Source organism: Erythrobacter rubeus, from assembly GCF_014705715.1.
Taxonomy (GTDB): Bacteria; Pseudomonadota; Alphaproteobacteria; order Sphingomonadales; family Sphingomonadaceae; genus Erythrobacter; species Erythrobacter rubeus.
The window spans coordinates 1,456,001-1,471,089 of sequence record NZ_JACXLC010000001.1; the positions used below are offsets into that span (position 1 = coordinate 1,456,001).

The 15,089-nt window shown below is 62.3% G+C and carries 13 protein-coding genes and 1 tRNA gene; 8 read left to right on the top strand and 6 right to left on the bottom strand.

Annotated elements, in window-relative coordinates; translation table 11 throughout:
* Positions 1-30: 30 nt before the first annotated feature.
* Positions 31-2,106, bottom strand: a complete 2,076-nt coding sequence (gene recG / locus IB285_RS07150; protein ID WP_190787528.1) for an ATP-dependent DNA helicase RecG — start codon at positions 2,104-2,106, stop codon at positions 31-33.
* 55 nt (positions 2,107-2,161) lie between these two features.
* Here recG and IB285_RS07155 point away from each other — a divergent pair, with 55 nt between their 5' ends.
* Together IB285_RS07155 and mfd are read left to right on the top strand one after the other, a co-directional pair.
* A complete protein-coding gene (locus IB285_RS07155; protein ID WP_190787529.1) occupies positions 2,162-2,440 on the top strand; it encodes an FAD assembly factor SdhE in 279 nt (92 codons plus the stop codon).
* A gap of 59 nt (positions 2,441-2,499) precedes the next feature.
* Complete coding sequence (gene mfd / locus IB285_RS07160) at positions 2,500-6,003, top strand: transcription-repair coupling factor (RefSeq protein WP_190787530.1); 3,504 nt, start codon at positions 2,500-2,502, stop codon at positions 6,001-6,003.
* 5 nt (positions 6,004-6,008) lie between these two features.
* Here mfd and IB285_RS07165 read toward each other — a convergent pair whose 3' ends face one another.
* Positions 6,009-6,851 (bottom strand): EAL domain-containing protein, encoded by an 843-nt coding sequence (locus tag IB285_RS07165; RefSeq protein WP_190787531.1) that lies wholly within the window; start codon positions 6,849-6,851, stop codon positions 6,009-6,011.
* 142 nt (positions 6,852-6,993) lie between these two features.
* On the opposite strand from IB285_RS07165, the gene IB285_RS07170 reads away from it, so the two are divergent.
* The 3 genes from IB285_RS07170 to IB285_RS07180 all read left to right on the top strand — a co-directional run bounded on the left by IB285_RS07170 (position 6,994) and on the right by IB285_RS07180 (position 8,242).
* Positions 6,994-7,800, top strand: coding sequence for an NAD kinase (locus IB285_RS07170; RefSeq protein WP_190787532.1), 807 nt, complete (start codon positions 6,994-6,996; stop codon positions 7,798-7,800).
* An 84-nt stretch (positions 7,801-7,884) separates the two neighbouring features.
* Positions 7,885-7,959 (top strand) — tRNA-Asn (locus tag IB285_RS07175).
* Between the two features lie 130 nt (positions 7,960-8,089).
* Positions 8,090-8,242 carry a hypothetical protein gene (locus IB285_RS07180; RefSeq protein ID WP_190787533.1) on the top strand — a complete coding sequence of 51 codons (153 nt, stop codon included), beginning with the start codon at positions 8,090-8,092 and terminating at the stop codon, positions 8,240-8,242.
* Between the two features lie 12 nt (positions 8,243-8,254).
* Here IB285_RS07180 and IB285_RS07185 read toward each other — a convergent pair whose 3' ends face one another.
* From IB285_RS07185 to IB285_RS07195, 3 genes are all read right to left on the bottom strand, one after another.
* Entirely contained in the window at positions 8,255-9,010 is a 756-nt protein-coding gene (locus tag IB285_RS07185; RefSeq protein ID WP_190787534.1) for a sulfite exporter TauE/SafE family protein, read from the bottom strand.
* A gap of 31 nt (positions 9,011-9,041) precedes the next feature.
* Complete coding sequence (gene secA / locus IB285_RS07190; protein ID WP_190787535.1) at positions 9,042-11,804, bottom strand: preprotein translocase subunit SecA; 2,763 nt, start codon at positions 11,802-11,804, stop codon at positions 9,042-9,044.
* Positions 11,805-11,923: 119 nt separating this feature from the next.
* Positions 11,924-12,199, bottom strand: a complete 276-nt coding sequence (locus IB285_RS07195; RefSeq protein WP_190787536.1) for a hypothetical protein — start codon at positions 12,197-12,199, stop codon at positions 11,924-11,926.
* A gap of 88 nt (positions 12,200-12,287) precedes the next feature.
* Between IB285_RS07195 and argJ the strand changes: the two genes are divergently transcribed.
* Genes argJ through IB285_RS07210 form a run of 3 tightly spaced genes read left to right on the top strand, consistent with a single transcriptional unit; the run spans position 12,288 to position 14,723 of the window.
* Positions 12,288-13,514, top strand: a complete 1,227-nt coding sequence (gene argJ / locus IB285_RS07200; protein WP_190787537.1) for a bifunctional glutamate N-acetyltransferase/amino-acid acetyltransferase ArgJ — start codon at positions 12,288-12,290, stop codon at positions 13,512-13,514.
* Between the two features lies 1 nt (position 13,515).
* Positions 13,516-13,923, top strand: a complete 408-nt coding sequence (locus IB285_RS07205; RefSeq protein WP_190787538.1) for a GFA family protein — start codon at positions 13,516-13,518, stop codon at positions 13,921-13,923.
* Positions 13,920-14,723, top strand: a complete 804-nt coding sequence (locus IB285_RS07210; protein WP_190787539.1) for an inositol monophosphatase family protein — start codon at positions 13,920-13,922, stop codon at positions 14,721-14,723. Before IB285_RS07205 ends, IB285_RS07210 begins: the two co-directional genes overlap by 4 nt.
* 13 nt (positions 14,724-14,736) lie before the next feature.
* On the opposite strand, the gene trxA is transcribed toward IB285_RS07210, so the two are convergent.
* Positions 14,737-15,057, bottom strand: a complete 321-nt coding sequence (gene trxA / locus IB285_RS07215) for a thioredoxin (protein WP_190787540.1) — start codon at positions 15,055-15,057, stop codon at positions 14,737-14,739.
* Between the last annotated feature and the right edge of the window lie 32 nt (positions 15,058-15,089).

Below are 15,089 nucleotides of genomic sequence, written 5' to 3' on the forward strand. Positions count from 1 at the left end.
GTTGATAATACGGGATGGGGTCAGACCTCTTCAGCCCCCTCGCAGCAATTGCACGCCCCAATCGCGCTCGAACAGGTACAGCAATTGCCGAGCGGCCTCGCCTCGCTCGCTGGTGAGACCTCCATCGCGGTCCATCAGCAGCCGCGCATCGCCGTGGGCAACCGGAAGCAAGCGCTGCACCTGATCGAGATCGGCAATGCGAAACGCCGCCTCGCCCGATTGGCGCGTGCCGAGCAGTTCGCCGCCGCCGCGCAGTTCCAGATCCTCTTCGGCAATGCGAAAACCATCCTGCGTTTCGCGCATCAGGGCGAGGCGTTTTTGCGCGGTTTCGCTCAGCTCCGACCCCCGGAGCAGCAGGCACCGGCTTTTCTCGCTCCCGCGCCCCACGCGCCCACGCAATTGGTGCAGCTGGGCCAGCCCGAAACGCTCCGCCTGCTCGATCACCATCAGCGTGGAAGATGGCACGTCCACGCCCACTTCGATCACGGTCGTCGCTACCAGCAATTTCGCCTCGCCGCTGGCGAAGCGCTCCATATTGGCGTCCTTTTCCTCCGGCTTTAGCTGCCCGTGCACCATCACGACATCATCGCCGAAGCGCTCGCGCAATTCGGCGTAGCGAGCCTCTGCCGCGGCGATGTCGGACGCCTGGAAAGCGCCATTCATCTCGCGCACCATAGGGCAAACCCAATAGGCCTGCTGGCCCGTGGCGAGGTGACGCTGAACCCCGGCGATCACGTCCTCTGCCCGGTCCTGCGACACGACAAGCGTTTCGATCGCCTGCCTGCCGGGCGGCAATTCATCGAGCCGGCTAACGTCCATCTCCCCATATTGCGCGAGCGTGAGGGAGCGCGGGATCGGCGTTGCTGTCATCGCTAGAGTGTGCGGCGCGCGCTTGCCCTTGGCCGCCAGCGCGAGCCGCTGGGCCACGCCGAACCGGTGCTGCTCATCCACGACCACGAGGCCAAGGTCTTTGTAACTCACCGTGTCCTGAAAGATCGCATGCGTGCCGACGAGAATATCGATCGAACCATCAATTAAGCCCATCAGGATGCCCTCGCGCTCGCGCCCCTTGGCCCTGCCCGTCAGCAAAGCGACTTCGGCTCCCGTAGGCGCGGCCATTTTGCGCAGTGTCTCGAAATGCTGGCGGGCGAGGATTTCGGTCGGGGCGAGCAGCGCGGCCTGCTTGCCCGCCTCGACCGCGATCAACATCGCTGCGAGCGCAACCACTGTCTTGCCCGCGCCGACATCGCCTTGCAGCAGGCGCAGCATGGGTGCCTCCTGCTGCAGGTCGCCTTCAATTTCGGAGATCGAGCGTTTCTGCGCGCCGGTCATCTCGAACGGCAGGTCGAGCTTTGCGCGCAAACTGCCATCGCCCGCAAGCGCCTGCCCCTTGCGACGGCGACTATCGGCTTTCACCAATAACAGCGCGAGGCTGTTCGCCAGCAATTCGTCGTAGGCGAGCCGGTCGCGCGCGCCCTCGCTGCGATCCTTGTGCGACAGATGCAGCGCATCGCGCCATGTCGGCCAGCCTTCGTGTTCGAACTGGCCCGGCTCGATCCATTCGGGAAGCTCGGGCAAGCGCTCGAGCGCCTGCGAGGCAAGCGAAGCGATCCGCGGCTGGGTCAGCCCTTCCGACAGCGCATAAACCGGCTCGACAAGACGGCCCATATGGGCCGCGCTGTCCTTCTCGATATGGTCGGGATGGACGATCTGCAGCATGTCGCCATAGCGATCGAGCCGTCCCGCGACCCAGCGTTTCTCCCCCACCGGAAGCTGTTTCCTCGCCGTATAGGACGCGCGTCCGAAATAGGTGAGCGCGCAGATATTGCCCGCCTCGTCCTGTGCCAGCACGCGGTACGGCCCCCGTCCCGGATTGCGCGCGGCGCGGTGCTCGGTCGGCGTGAGCGCGACGATGACCTGCTCACCTTCACCGCCTTCATCGAGGTTCGCAATCGCGCGGCGCGTCACGAACCGTTCGGGCAGGTGATAGGCGACGTCCTTTACCCGCGTGAGGCCCAGCTTTTCCAGCGGCTTCATCAGCTTCGGCCCCACGCCGTCAAGGTCGCGGACTTCTGCAAACAGCGGATTGAGAACCTCGGGGCGCATGGCGGCACTCTATACCGCCTTGAACGCGATTGCCGAGTGCCTTACCTGCCTCTGCATGACGGATATGCCCACATTCGACGAGCGGCTGGCCCGCGCCAAGTTTCGCGCCTGGCATCGCGGCACGCGCGAGGCGGATTATATGATCGGCGGGTTTTTCGATCGGTACTCGTCGCAGTGGGATGAGCAAGCACTCGGTTGGTTCGAGGATCTGCTCGCCGAAGACGATGTGGACGTGATGGCGTGGGCGCTGAAAACCGCTCCCGTGCCGGAGCGCTTTCAAGGCGAGCAGATCGTGAAGATGCAGGCGCTCGACTACGTCGATATCCCGCGCTAAGCGGCGCTCTCTTCACGCGCCGGGAACACTCGCCCGCCCTGGCCTTTGACTGGACAGATATGCCCGACATGAACCGTATTCTGGCGGCGGAGAAGCCGCTCACGCTTTCGTCGCTGCCCCGCGGCGCGGTTCCGCTGGTCATGAGCGACCTGGCGCGCGCGGCGAAACAGCGCGCCGTCTTCATCGCGGCAGACGATTCGGCGATGCGCGCCGCCGCCGAAGCCGCGCGGTTCTTCGCGCCAGAGGTCGAAGTCATCGAATACCCTGCGTGGGATTGCCTGCCATACGACCGCGCGAGCCCGGCCCTTTCGGTGAGCGCGGCGCGCCTGTCTGCGCTCTTCAAGCTGCAGCATCCCGCCGCCGGGTCGCAATTGCTGGTCACAACGGTCAACGCAGTGTTGCAACGCGCGCTCACGCCCTTCCGCATCCGTGAGAGCGTGCGCGAATTCAAGGCGGGCACGACCATCGGGCACGAAAGCCTTGCAGCCTTGCTCACGCGTCAGGGGTACAGCCGAACCGATACAGTTATCGACCACGGCGAGTTCGCCGTGCGCGGATCGATCGTCGACATCTTCCCGTCCTCGCTCGACGAAGGGTTGAGGCTCGATTTCTTCGGTGACGAGCTGGAAAGCCTGCGGCTGTTCGATCCCGGCACGCAGCGCTCGACCGGTACGTTAAACGCGCACCTGTTGCTGCCCGCGTCGGAGGCGCTGCTGGACGAGGACAGCATCAAACGGTTCCGCTCGCGCTACAGGGAGATGTTCGGTGCCGCCGCGACGCAGGACCCGCTTTACGAAGCCGTCAGCGATGGCCGGCGGCTAGCGGGCATGGAGCACTGGTTGCCGCTGTTTGAGAAGAAACTGGCGACCCTTTTCGACCACTTAAGCGCGGACGATGTCGTGGTGATCGATCAAAGCGCGATCGGCGCTGCAGACGAACGCCTGACCGACATTCAGGACTACCATGATCAGCGTGAACGCATCGCCGCCGACAAGACCGGCAGCTACCGCCCGCTCGATCCCGGCGCGCTGTATCTTGAAAAGGACGAATTCGAGACCGCGCTCACAGCCGCTCCCGCGCACCGCGCCAGCGTGTTCGCCGCACCCGAAAGCGAAGCCAGCATCGATTTCGGCTTCAAGGCGGCCCGCGATTTCACGCCCGAGCGCGGGCGCGGCGACAATGTCTACGAGGCCGCAGCCGCGCATCTGAAAGCGGTCGCCAAGTCGGGCCGCAAGCCGCTGCTCGCCGCCTATTCGACCGGCAGCCGCTCACGCATTGCCTCGATCCTGTCGGAGGCTGGGTGCGAGAGCGTCCAGGCCGATAGCTGGCAGGAGGCGCTCGGGATCTCGGCACCGAAGTCTGGCAGTGCAAAGACGGCGGCGATGGTTTTGCCGCTCGAAACCGGCTTCGCCAATGACGATCTCGAAATCCTCACCGAGCAGGATGTGCTGGGTGACCGGCTTGTCCGCCGCAAGAAAAAGCGCAAGGATTCCGATGCCTTCCTCGCCGAACTTCAGGCGCTGGCGAGAGGCGATCTGGTGGTCCATGTCGAGCATGGCATCGGCAAATATCTCGGCCTCGATCCCGTCCCCGTCGGCAAGAGCCAGCACGATTGCGTCGCGCTCGAATACAAAGGCGGCGACAAGCTGTTCATCCCCGTCGAGAACATCGACGTGCTCTCGCGCTATGGCTCGTCCGAGGACGCGGTCATGCTCGACAGGCTGGGCGGCGAAGCATGGCAGAAACGCCGCGCGAAGCTGAAAGAGCGCATTACCGCGATCGCAGGCGAGTTGATGAAGGTCGCAGCCGAACGCGCGCTGAAGAAAGCGCCGGTCTTCGAGGCCGAGGAAGCCAGCTACAACCAGTTCGTTGACCGCTTCCCGTGGGAGGAAACAGACGATCAGGACGCCGCCATCGCCGACGTGCTGCGCGACCTGGAAAGCGGCAAACCGATGGATCGGCTCGTGTGCGGCGATGTCGGCTTCGGCAAGACCGAGGTTGCCCTGCGCGCCGCTTTCGTCGCTGCGATGAGCGGCCAGCAGGTTGCTGTCGTCGCTCCCACCACCCTTCTCGCGCGTCAGCACTACCAGAACTTCGCCGAACGCTTTGCCGGTTTCCCGCTGAAAGTCGGCAGACTGTCGCGCCTCGTCTCCTCGAAGGAGATGACGGAAACGCGCGAAGGGCTGGCGAGCGGCGATATCGACATCGTCGTCGGCACCCACGCGATCCTCTCCAAATCGACGGAATTCGCAAATCTCGGCCTCGTAATCGTCGATGAGGAGCAGCGTTTCGGAGTGACCCACAAGGAGAAGCTCAAGCAGTTGCGCTCCGACGTCCATATGCTGACGCTGACCGCCACACCCATCCCGCGCACGCTGCAAATGGCGATGACGGGCCTGCGCGAGCTTTCGACGATCCAGACCCCGCCGGTCGATCGCCTCGCGGTGCGCACCTATGTGATGGAATGGGACGACATGGTGATGCGGGAGGCGCTGCTGCGCGAACACCATCGCGGCGGGCAGAGCTTCATCGTCGTCCCGCGCATCTCCGACATGGCAGCAGTCGAGGAATGGCTTCACGAGCACGTGCCCGAGGTGAAAGCGATCAGCGCGCACGGCCAGATGGGCGCGGGCGAGATCGAAGAGCGCATGAGCGCGTTCTACGAAGGGAAATACGAAGTGCTGCTGTCGACCACGATCGTCGAATCCGGCCTCGACCTGCCGAGCGCAAACACGATCATAATCCACCGCGCCGACCGGTTCGGTCTGGCCCAGCTTTACCAGCTGCGCGGGCGCGTGGGCCGGTCGAAACTGCGCGCCTACGCCTATCTCACTTATGAAAAGGACGTGCAGCTTTCCGAAGTCGCCGAGAAGCGCCTGAAAGTGCTGAGCGACCTCGACAGCCTCGGCGCAGGCTTCCAACTCGCCAGCCACGATCTCGACATTCGCGGCGCAGGAAACCTGCTGGGCGACGAGCAGTCCGGTCATATCCGCGAGGTCGGCTTCGAACTTTACCAATCCATGCTCGAAGACGCGATCCTTGCCGCCAAAGCCGGCGAGATGGGCCTCGAAAAGCCGCGCGATGCCGTCAGTCCGCAGATCACGGTCGATGCGCCGATCATGATCCCGGAAGAATACGTCCCCGACCTCGCCGTGCGCATGGCGCTCTATCGCCGCCTCAACCAGGCCCAGGACAAGGCCGAGATCGAGAGCCTCGCAGCCGAGATGATCGACCGCTTCGGCGACCTACCGCAGCCGACCAAGAACCTCATCCGACTGATCGAGATCAAGCACCAGGCGATCGAAGCCAACATCGCGAAAATCGACGTCGGCGCGCGTGGCACGCTCGTCACGTTCCACAATGACGATTTTCCCGATGGGCCGGGCCTGATCGCCTATGTCGACAAGCTACAAGGCACGGCGAAGCTGCGTCCCGACATGAAGCTGGTCATCAACCGCGCCTGGGGCGATCCCGAAAGCCGTCTCAACGGGCTATTCCAGCTGACGAAGGGTTTGTCAGGAATTGTCAGGAAAGCGCGAAAGAAAGCGAAGGAGCCCGCCTGACCTTGCTATCCGTGGCCGCGGCCTCGGGCGGTGGCTGCCAGTGTCAGCATGTCCTCGCTTTTCATCGGCTGGGCTCGCAGAAAACCCTGCCAATACTCGCACCCTTCGGCTTTGATGGCGGCGCGCTGGATCTCGCTTTCGATCCCTTCTGCGTAGACATCCAGTTCCAGCGCATTGCCAAGCGCCACGATCGCGCGCAGGACCGCGAGCGCCTTGGCATCGCCTGGCACATCGTCGACCATGATCTTGTCGAGCTTGATCGCATCGAGCGGCAGCTCGCGCAGATATCTAAAATTGCAGAAGCCCGCGCCGAAATCGTCGAGCGCGGTGCGAAAGCCCAGTTGGCGTAAAGCCCCCAGCGCCTCGCTCGCCTGCTTCAGGTTCCGCACCAGAAGGTCCTCGGTAATCTCCAGCATGAGCCGCTCCGGCGCGATGGCGCTCTTGCGGATCAGGTCAGCGAAATCGGAGGCAAAGCGCGGGTCGCCCAGCTCTTCGGGCGTGATGTTGAGCGACAGGCTCAACTCTTGAGGCCAATTGCCAGCATCGTCGAGCGCGCGCGCGACGACATGCCGGGATAAGGGAGCGACCAGCGCCGCGCGCTCCGCAATGGCGAAGAGATCGCGCGCGCCTACCTCTCCCAATGTCGGATGCTGCCAGCGCGCCAGCGCCTCCGCTCCGACCACCGCGCCTGTTGCGCTGGAAAACTGAGGCTGGAACAGCACCTCGATCTCGTCGCGATCAAGCGCACGCAGCAGGTCCTTGTCCAGCGCAGAAGGTTTGACGCCCGGGAAGAAACCGCGAAGCGGCTCTCTAAGCGATTGATCAAAGGGCGAGGTGTTGTCTGGCATTGGCGTCCTGATTTGATCGAACGGTAGGCCAAAAACCCGCACAAAGCCCGCACCATTTGCAATCCGACCGAAATTGGAACATCACGGCAGGCCGCAGACGCTAGAGCGAACTGGAATGGTCTTAAGGGGGCCCGACCGATCTATGACCAAGTCGCGCGAAGGCCGCACCAATCCCTACAAACGCATGGCCTTGCTCGCATCCGACACGCCGCGCGCAAAGGAAGCGTACGATGCGATGCTGCCGCAGCAGGACTGGGTGCCGATCGAAGAGGCCGATGTGGCGGTGGTGCTCGGCGGCGATGGCTTCATGCTGCAAACGCTTCATGCCATGCTGGACCGGGGCAAGGTCATTCCCGCTTACGGGATGAACCTCGGCACGGTCGGTTTCCTGATGAACCGCTATGACAAGCGCGCGGTGATCGCCAATCGGCTGGCCAAGGCGAACAGCAAAGCGATCGCGCCGCTCAGGATGGAAGCGGTCACACAGGACGGGACGCAGCATTCGCTGTGCGCGATCAACGAAGTGTCGCTGCTCCGCGAAACCCGCCAGACCGCAAAGATCGAAGTGACGGTCGGTAGCCGTGTCCGGATCAAGGAATTGGTGTGCGACGGTGTGCTTGTGTCCACGCCCGCCGGTTCGACGGCTTACAACCTGTCGGCCAATGGCCCCATCCTGCCGCTCGACAGCGAAGTGCTCGCGCTGACACCGATCAGCCCGTTCCGCCCGCGGCGCTGGCGCGGCGCAATCCTGCCCGACCGGATGCGGATCAAGCTGCGGGTGCTCGACCCGGATAAGCGCCCCGTTGCGGCCGTGGCCGACCAGAAGGAACTGCGCGATATCGCCGAAGTCACGCTGGAGATCGCGCACGAGACGGAGCTCGAATTGCTTTTTGATCCGGGCCAGTCGCTCGAAGAACGCATCGTCGCAGAGCAATTCGTGGTCGAGTGAGATTTCCCGCTAAAACCCTCTTGCATTGAAAGAGCGCCGCCCATATACGCGCGCTTCGCACTCGGCAGACAAACCGGGTGCTGCTCCCCGATAGCTCAGCGGTAGAGTAGGTGACTGTTAATCACTTGGTCGTTGGTTCGAATCCAACTCGGGGAGCCACTCTTTTCTCAAGACTTTGTTAACTTTTGGCCCCACTCCGTTCCCGAATTGGGACTGGGTATGGGTTACGCTTTCGTTAACGCGTGCGCGCTGTCTAGGCGGGTCTCCTGTTTCAAGAAGGAGCCCCACCATGTCGAAATACACTTTTCGCAGCAGCGCGCCCGATCCGTGGACCCAGCCCCGTCCGTTCCGTGATCCCACCCTTCGCCGCTATCACTACGGCAAGATCCAGCCGATGGAAGAACCGCGCGGTTTCTTCGCGAGACTGCTTCGCGCAAGCTAAAGGCCTGGGCGGCTAGAAACCGCCCAGCAGCCGCACACCGACGATCAGCACAAGCGCGGCGGTCAGCCATCTGATCCAGCGCTTGGGCAACACCTTGACCGCCATGAGGCTGCCGATCTGACCGCCAATCGCCACCGCGATGAGCAGCGGCAGAGCGGCAGCGATCGCGCTCCCGAAGGCCACACTGCCCGGCTTCAGCAACTGCCCGGCGAGCCCGAAAAGCGAATTCACCAGAATAAAGAAGCTCGCCGTCGCGGCGATAGCGCGGGCATCGCGCCAGCGTGTCAGATGAAGCAGCGGCGCGAGGAAAATCCCTCCGCCGATGCCGACCAGTCCCGCGAGATAACCCATGGGCGCGGCGATGATCGGGATGAAGCGCGCGAGTTTTGTCGGAGCTTCACCTTCCCGTTCGCTCACCGGTATGAGCATGGTCGCCGCCGTCAGGATCAGGCTTGCGCCCAGCAGCAGCATGAAACCGGATTGACCGATGGGCGTCAGGCCGCCCAGGAATGCAGCGGGTGCTGCGATTGCGGTCATTACGATCGCACCACGCCATGGCGTCACCCCTGCACGCGCAAAACGCACCGAGCTGCCCGCGACCACCACGATATTGCAGGCCAGCACGACAATCGGCAGCAGCCGGTAATCGAGCCCTGAAAGCGCCAGCAGCGCGGCATAGGTCGATCCGCCGCCGAAGCCGACGCTAGCATAAAGAAGCGCGGTTATGAGGAAAGCGAGCGCGAGCAGCGCCGGAACCGCTCCGATCATCGCTGCCCTGCCCTAATTCCCGCGACTGCTATCAGGCGGTCTGCTTTGCGCCCGCTGCGCCGTGGCAATGCTTGTACTTGTTGCCGCTGCCGCATGGGCACGGCGCATTGCGGCTGACATTGAGATTTGCGTAGGGGTCTTCGGTGTTCGCCCCGCCCGGCCCCGCAGCGGCGCGCGCCGATCCGGCGAGCGAACCGAAGAGTTCCGGTCGCTCCTCCGATCCATCGCCATCGCCCGAATTGTCGAGCCCGGTCAGCGGATCGATGTGCCCGGTTAGGAAATCGGGAAGATCGGGCAGAGCCTCGGTCTCCGGCTGAGCGAGACGCAGCTCGGACTTGAACAGCAGCTTGGTCACTTCCTCGCGGAGCGTATCGAGCATGGTTTCGAACAGGCCAAACGCTTCCTGCTTGTATTCGTTGATCGGCTGTTTCTGCGCGATGCCGCGCATCCAGATCACCTGCCTTAGCGCATCGAGCGTCGCGAGGTGTTCCTTCCAGTGGAAATCGAGCTGACGCAGCAGCACGTCCTTTTCCACGAGACGCCAGATCGCCGGATCGTTCTTGGCGATCTTGGTTTCCATCAAGGCATCGGTTTCGGTGCGAATGCGCTCCTCGATGATTTCCGGTTCGACCTGGTCTTCTTCCAGCCATTCCTCGAATGGCGGGTTCAAATTGAAGATCTCCTGCACCTTCTCCCGCAGCAGCTCGATATCCCACTGTTCGGGATACGAACCCGGAGGGCACGCGGTGCCAACGATCGAATTGATCGTGTCGTGGCGCATGTCCACCACGACGTCGTCGACCGTATCGGAATCCATGATCTCTTCGCGCTGTTCGTAGATGACCTTGCGCTGGTCGTTCATCACGTCGTCGTATTGAACGACTTGCTTACGCGTATCGTAATTGCGCGCCTCGACCTTCTTTTGAGCGGTTTCGATGGCCTTTGACAGCCACTTGGAACCGATCGCTTCGCCGTCTTCGAGGTTCGAATTCATCATCTTCGCAAACAGCGTATCCGGGCCGAAGATGCGGAGCAGATCGTCTTCGAGGCATAGGTAGAAGCGCGACAGGCCGGGGTCGCCCTGACGGCCGGAACGACCGCGCAGCTGGTTGTCGATGCGGCGGGATTCGTGACGCTCGGTGCCGAGCACGAACAGACCGCCGGCTTCGAGCACTTTCTGTCGCTCCTCGGCGACCGCTTCCTTGATGCTGGCGATTGCCGCATCCTTTTGCGGGCCGTCCTCCATGTCGCTGGTTTCGTCCTCGATCCGGAACTCGACATTGCCGCCCAGCTGAATATCGGTGCCGCGGCCTGCCATGTTGGTCGCGATGGTCACCGCGCCAAGCCTGCCGGCCTGCGCCACGATATGCGCCTCGCGCTCGTGCTGGCGAGCGTTGAGGATTTCGTGTTTCACGCCTTCCTTGTCGAGGAACTGGCTGAGCAGCTCGGACTTTTCGATCGACACCGTGCCGACAAGCACCGGTTGACCGATCTCGTTCTTTTCCTTGATCGCCTTCGCAATAGCTGCGAACTTGTCCATCGTGTTCTTGTAGAACTCGTCCTCTTCGTCGATGCGCGCAACTGGTAAATTGGTCGGGATTTCGACGACGTTGACGCTGTAGATGTCCCAGAATTCCGCCGCTTCGGTAGCGGCCGTGCCGGTCATGCCGGAAAGCTTGGGGTACATGCGGAAGTAATTCTGGAACGTGATCGAGGCCATCGTCTGGTTTTCGGGCTCGATCTTCACGCCTTCCTTGGCCTCGACCGCCTGGTGCAGACCGTTCGACCAGCGCCGCCCGTCCATCATGCGGCCGGTGAACTCGTCGATGATCACGACCTTGTCGTCCTTCACGATGTAGTGATCGTCGCGGCGGAACATGTGTACCGCTTTCAGCGCTTGGTCGAGGTGATGGACGACCTGCGTGTTTTCCACGTCGTAGAGGTTTTCGGTTTCCAGCAGTCCGCGCTCGATCAGCAGCGCTTCGACCTTGTCCAGCCCGTCTTCGTTGAGCTGGATGTTCTTGCTCTTCTCGTCCTTCTCGTACCACTCTTCGGGGATCTCTTTCGCGACCTCGTCCAGCTTAACGTAGAGGTCGGATTTGTCTTCGGTCGGGCCGGAGATGATCAGCGGCGTTCGCGCCTCGTCGATCAGGATGGAATCGACCTCGTCCACGATCGCAAAATTGAACGGGCGCTGCGCCATCTGGCTGCGCTCGTGCTTCATGTTGTCGCGCAGGTAGTCGAAGCCGAATTCGTTGTTCGTGCCGTAGGTGATATCGGAATTGTACGCATCACGCTTCGTGTATTCATCCATGTTCGGGATGATCGTGCCCACCGACAGGCCCAGCCAGTTGTAGAGCTGCCCCATCCATTCCGCATCGCGCGTCGCGAGATAATCGTTGACCGTAACGACATGGACGCCCTTGCCTTCGATCGCGTTGAGATACACCGCGAGGGTTGCCATCAGCGTTTTACCCTCACCGGTGCGCATCTCGGCAATTTCACCGCGATGAAGCACGATCCCGCCGATCAGCTGCACATCGAAATGGCGCATCCCGAACACGCGCATCGACGCCTCGCGCACGGTGGCGAAAGCCTCGGGCAGGATGTCATCCAGAGTGCTGCCACTGTCGAGCAGGCTGCGGAACTTGTCCGTCTGCGCGCGCAGCTCGTCATCGGAAAGCGCCTGCATTGCCGGTTCGAGACCGTTGATTTCGTTGACGATCTTGCCGAGCGATTTGATGTAACGATCGTTCGAAGAGCCGAAGATCGATTTCATGAGGGAATCGAACATGGGAGAGGGTAGCCTTGAATTGCGTGCAGCCCGTGGGCGGGCTCGAAAACACATGAATATGTAAGGGGTGTTCGCGCAATGAGCGCGCGAGGGTTACGATAGAATTTCTTGGGAGCGCGCTATTCGTATGCGCGCTCAATCCCCATCAGCACCGGCATACGCAAGGAGCGCGGACGCGGCGTGCGCCGTTCGATCCGCGAACCCTTGGCATCCGACAAGGTCTTACCCGGGCCCTGCTTTGTCTGAGCCCGCTCGCCTGTCAGCACGTCTTCGGAAGCCGCAGAAACGCTGGAATCGCAAGGGACTGGTTGGGACGCATATGACGCAGCCGCCGGCACGCTGAGCGCGGCGAGCCCCGAAATCAGGGCCAGAAAGGCTAAAAGTCTTCGCGTCATTGGCGCACAAGATAGTGGTTTTGGCCCCACTCGTCCACTTCCTTTGCCGGATTTACTGTGAGCGGACGGTCGCCTAAGCGGTTGCGCCATGGATCTCGCCGTATCGCCGCTCGCCCTGTCCTTTCCCGAAATGCCGCCTATCGACGGTGTGACGTTGCGCGCCGCGCGGGCGCGGTACAAGGATTGGAACCGCGCGGACCTCACCTATGTCGAGCTGTCGGAAGGGACCGCCCTCGCGGGCGTCTTCACCCGATCGCTATGCGCCTCCAGCGAGGTAGAATTGGGGCGTGAGCAGGTGAGAGGCGGTCGTGCCCGCGCACTCGTCGTCAACGCGGGTAACGCCAATGCCTTTACCGGCTATCGCGGACGCGAAGCGGTCGAGGCGATCATGAAACAGACGGCGGAGCACATTGGTTGCTTGCCTGTAGAAGTGCTGGTTTCCTCGACCGGCGTGATCGGCGTACCCCTGCCGCAGGACAAAGCACGCCAAGGGCTCGCCGCAGCATTCGCCGCCGATATCGCCGGATGGGAAGACGCCGCCACGGCGATCGGAACGACCGACACCTTCGCGAAAGGCGCGCATGCCTCCGCCATGATCGGCGAGCAGCGCGTCGAGCTTTGCGGGATCATCAAAGGCTCCGGCATGATCGCCCCCGACATGGCGACAATGCTCGGCTACGTCTTCACCGATGCAGCGGTAGAGCCTGCTTTCCTGCAGAACTTGCTGAATGCCGCGACCGCCGAGACGTTCAACTGCATTACCGTAGACGGCGACACTTCGACGAGCGACACCGTGCTCGTGTTCGCAACGGGCAAAGCGGATCATGCAGTGATCGATAGCTGGGAAAGTCCGGGCGCCGATGCATTCGCGGCCGCTCTCACCGATGTCTGCCGCAACCTCGCGCAGCTCGTGGTGCGCGACGGAGAAGGAGCGAGCAAATTCATCAATGTCCGGGTTTCCGGCGCAGTTAGCGATGACAGCGCCCGCAAAGTCGGCCTCGCCATCGCAAACTCGCCGCTCGTAAAAACAGCGATTGCCGGAGAAGACGCCAATTGGGGCCGCGTTGTCATGGCGGTCGGCAAAGCAGGCGAACCGGCCGACCGTGACAGGCTCTCGATCGGTTTCGGGGGAGTATGGGCGGCGCGCGACGGCCTGCCTGTCGAAGATTACGACGAAACGCCCGTCGCCGAGCACTTGAAGGGCAAAGAGATCGAACTCGCGGTCGATCTCGGCATGGGCAGCGGCCGGGCTGTCGTATGGACATGCGATCTCACCCACGGATACATTTCGATCAACGCGGATTATCGGAGCTGACATGAAAGGTGGCTGTGCATGCGGGGCGGTCCGATACCGACTATCGGGCGACCCGATTGAGACGAGCTGGTGCCATTGTCGCAACTGCCAGCGCATTTCCGGCGCGCCCGGCGCTGTCTACACAACAGTTTCCCGTACCGATTTCGAGATTTCCGATGGCGAAACCCTGGTCGGAAGAATTCGCCTTAGTCCAGGTGCCGAGCGCCTCTTTTGCAGCCGTTGCGGGTCACCTTTGGCGACCTTGATCGAGAGCGAGCCCGACACGGTCGATGTCACGGTTGCGACTTTCGACGATCCCGATGGTTTCGAGCCTGAATTCCATATCTTCGAGCGGAGCCGCATTGGTTGGTTCCAGACCGACGACACACTCCCTCGCTTCGCTGGGTCGCGCAAGGATAGCAATCAATGAGCCCACTCGACGAAGAAATCCGCGACCTTCTGCGCTTTGCCGCGCAGCGATCCATGCTGCCCCGATTTCGCGCCTTGGCAGACAGCGAAATCGAGATGAAGGGTGAGGATGACCCCGTCACCGTGGTCGACCGCGAAGTCGAAAGCTTTCTCACCGAGGCTCTGACGAAGCTCGCGCCCGGTGTCGAAGTCGTCGGCGAAGAGGCCGTTCACGCCGATGAAAGCGTGCTCGATCACCTCTCCGGCCAATGCTGGATCATCGATCCGCTGGACGGAACCGCCAATTTTACCGAAGGCAAGGAGCCTTTCGGTATCATCGTCGCGCTCGCCGATGCCGGGAAAGCGGTGGCCGGGTGGCTCTACGATCCGAACAAGGACCGCCTGTGCCATGCGAAGCTCGGCGAAGGAGCCTTCGTCAATGGCGAGAAGGTAAGCGCGCAGACGACCGGAGACACGCCCCCTGTCGCCGCCATCAGCCGGATTTTCCTGACCGAGGAACAGCGCGCACAGGTCGATGCCAATCTCGCGCCGCATTACTCATTGGTGGACATTCCGCGCTGCGCCGCCGAGCAATATCCGCGGCTCGCGCTGGGCGAGAACGACGTATCGAGCTTCAAGCGGACCTATGCCTGGGACCACGCTGCTGGCGTGCTTTGGCTGAACGAGGCGGGAGGCAAAGCCGCGCGCCTCGATGGCAGCGAATACCGCGTCGATGAGCATGGAAAGCCCGGCCTGGTCGGGGCGTCGAACCCGGCGATCTGGGATGAATTTGTCGGGCGGGTGCTGAACCCGCCCGAATAATCGCTCGCCGCGATCAAAGCTCGCTTTCGATCCAGTCTTTCAGCTGGCTTTTCGGAGCAGCGCCGACTTTGCGCGCGACTGCTTGACCGTTCTTGAACAGCACCATCAGCGGGATCGACTGCACACCCATTTCTGCCGGGATGCCGGTGTTCTCCATGATGTCCATCTTGGCGATAGTGACCTGCTCGCCCAGCTCGTTGCTGATCTCCTCCAGCGCCGGCGCGATCATCTTGCATGGGCCGCACCATTCCGCCCAGAAATCGACCAGCACGGGCTTGTCGCTTTCGAGCACGTCGGCCTTGAAGCTTTCGTCGGTCACGTTGACGGTGGACATCTGCATTCTCCTGTAACTTGGTTGCCACCTAC

What these genes read in the sequence shown, in the direction of transcription:
- recG (WP_190787528.1), bottom strand. Translation starts at nt 2,106, where the DNA reads ATGCGCCCCGAGGTTCTCAATCCGCTGTTTGCAGAAGTCCGCGACCTT.
- IB285_RS07155 (WP_190787529.1), top strand. Translation starts at nt 2,162, where the DNA reads ATGACGGATATGCCCACATTCGACGAGCGGCTGGCCCGCGCCAAGTTT.
- mfd (WP_190787530.1), top strand. Translation starts at nt 2,500, where the DNA reads ATGCCCGACATGAACCGTATTCTGGCGGCGGAGAAGCCGCTCACGCTT.
- IB285_RS07165 (WP_190787531.1), bottom strand. Translation starts at nt 6,851, where the DNA reads ATGCCAGACAACACCTCGCCCTTTGATCAATCGCTTAGAGAGCCGCTT.
- IB285_RS07170 (WP_190787532.1), top strand. Translation starts at nt 6,994, where the DNA reads ATGACCAAGTCGCGCGAAGGCCGCACCAATCCCTACAAACGCATGGCC.
- IB285_RS07180 (WP_190787533.1), top strand. Translation starts at nt 8,090, where the DNA reads ATGTCGAAATACACTTTTCGCAGCAGCGCGCCCGATCCGTGGACCCAG.
- IB285_RS07185 (WP_190787534.1), bottom strand. Translation starts at nt 9,010, where the DNA reads ATGATCGGAGCGGTTCCGGCGCTGCTCGCGCTCGCTTTCCTCATAACC.
- secA (WP_190787535.1), bottom strand. Translation starts at nt 11,804, where the DNA reads ATGTTCGATTCCCTCATGAAATCGATCTTCGGCTCTTCGAACGATCGT.
- IB285_RS07195 (WP_190787536.1), bottom strand. Translation starts at nt 12,199, where the DNA reads ATGACGCGAAGACTTTTAGCCTTTCTGGCCCTGATTTCGGGGCTCGCC.
- argJ (WP_190787537.1), top strand. Translation starts at nt 12,288, where the DNA reads ATGGATCTCGCCGTATCGCCGCTCGCCCTGTCCTTTCCCGAAATGCCG.
- IB285_RS07205 (WP_190787538.1), top strand. Translation starts at nt 13,516, where the DNA reads ATGAAAGGTGGCTGTGCATGCGGGGCGGTCCGATACCGACTATCGGGC.
- IB285_RS07210 (WP_190787539.1), top strand. Translation starts at nt 13,920, where the DNA reads ATGAGCCCACTCGACGAAGAAATCCGCGACCTTCTGCGCTTTGCCGCG.
- trxA (WP_190787540.1), bottom strand. Translation starts at nt 15,057, where the DNA reads ATGTCCACCGTCAACGTGACCGACGAAAGCTTCAAGGCCGACGTGCTC.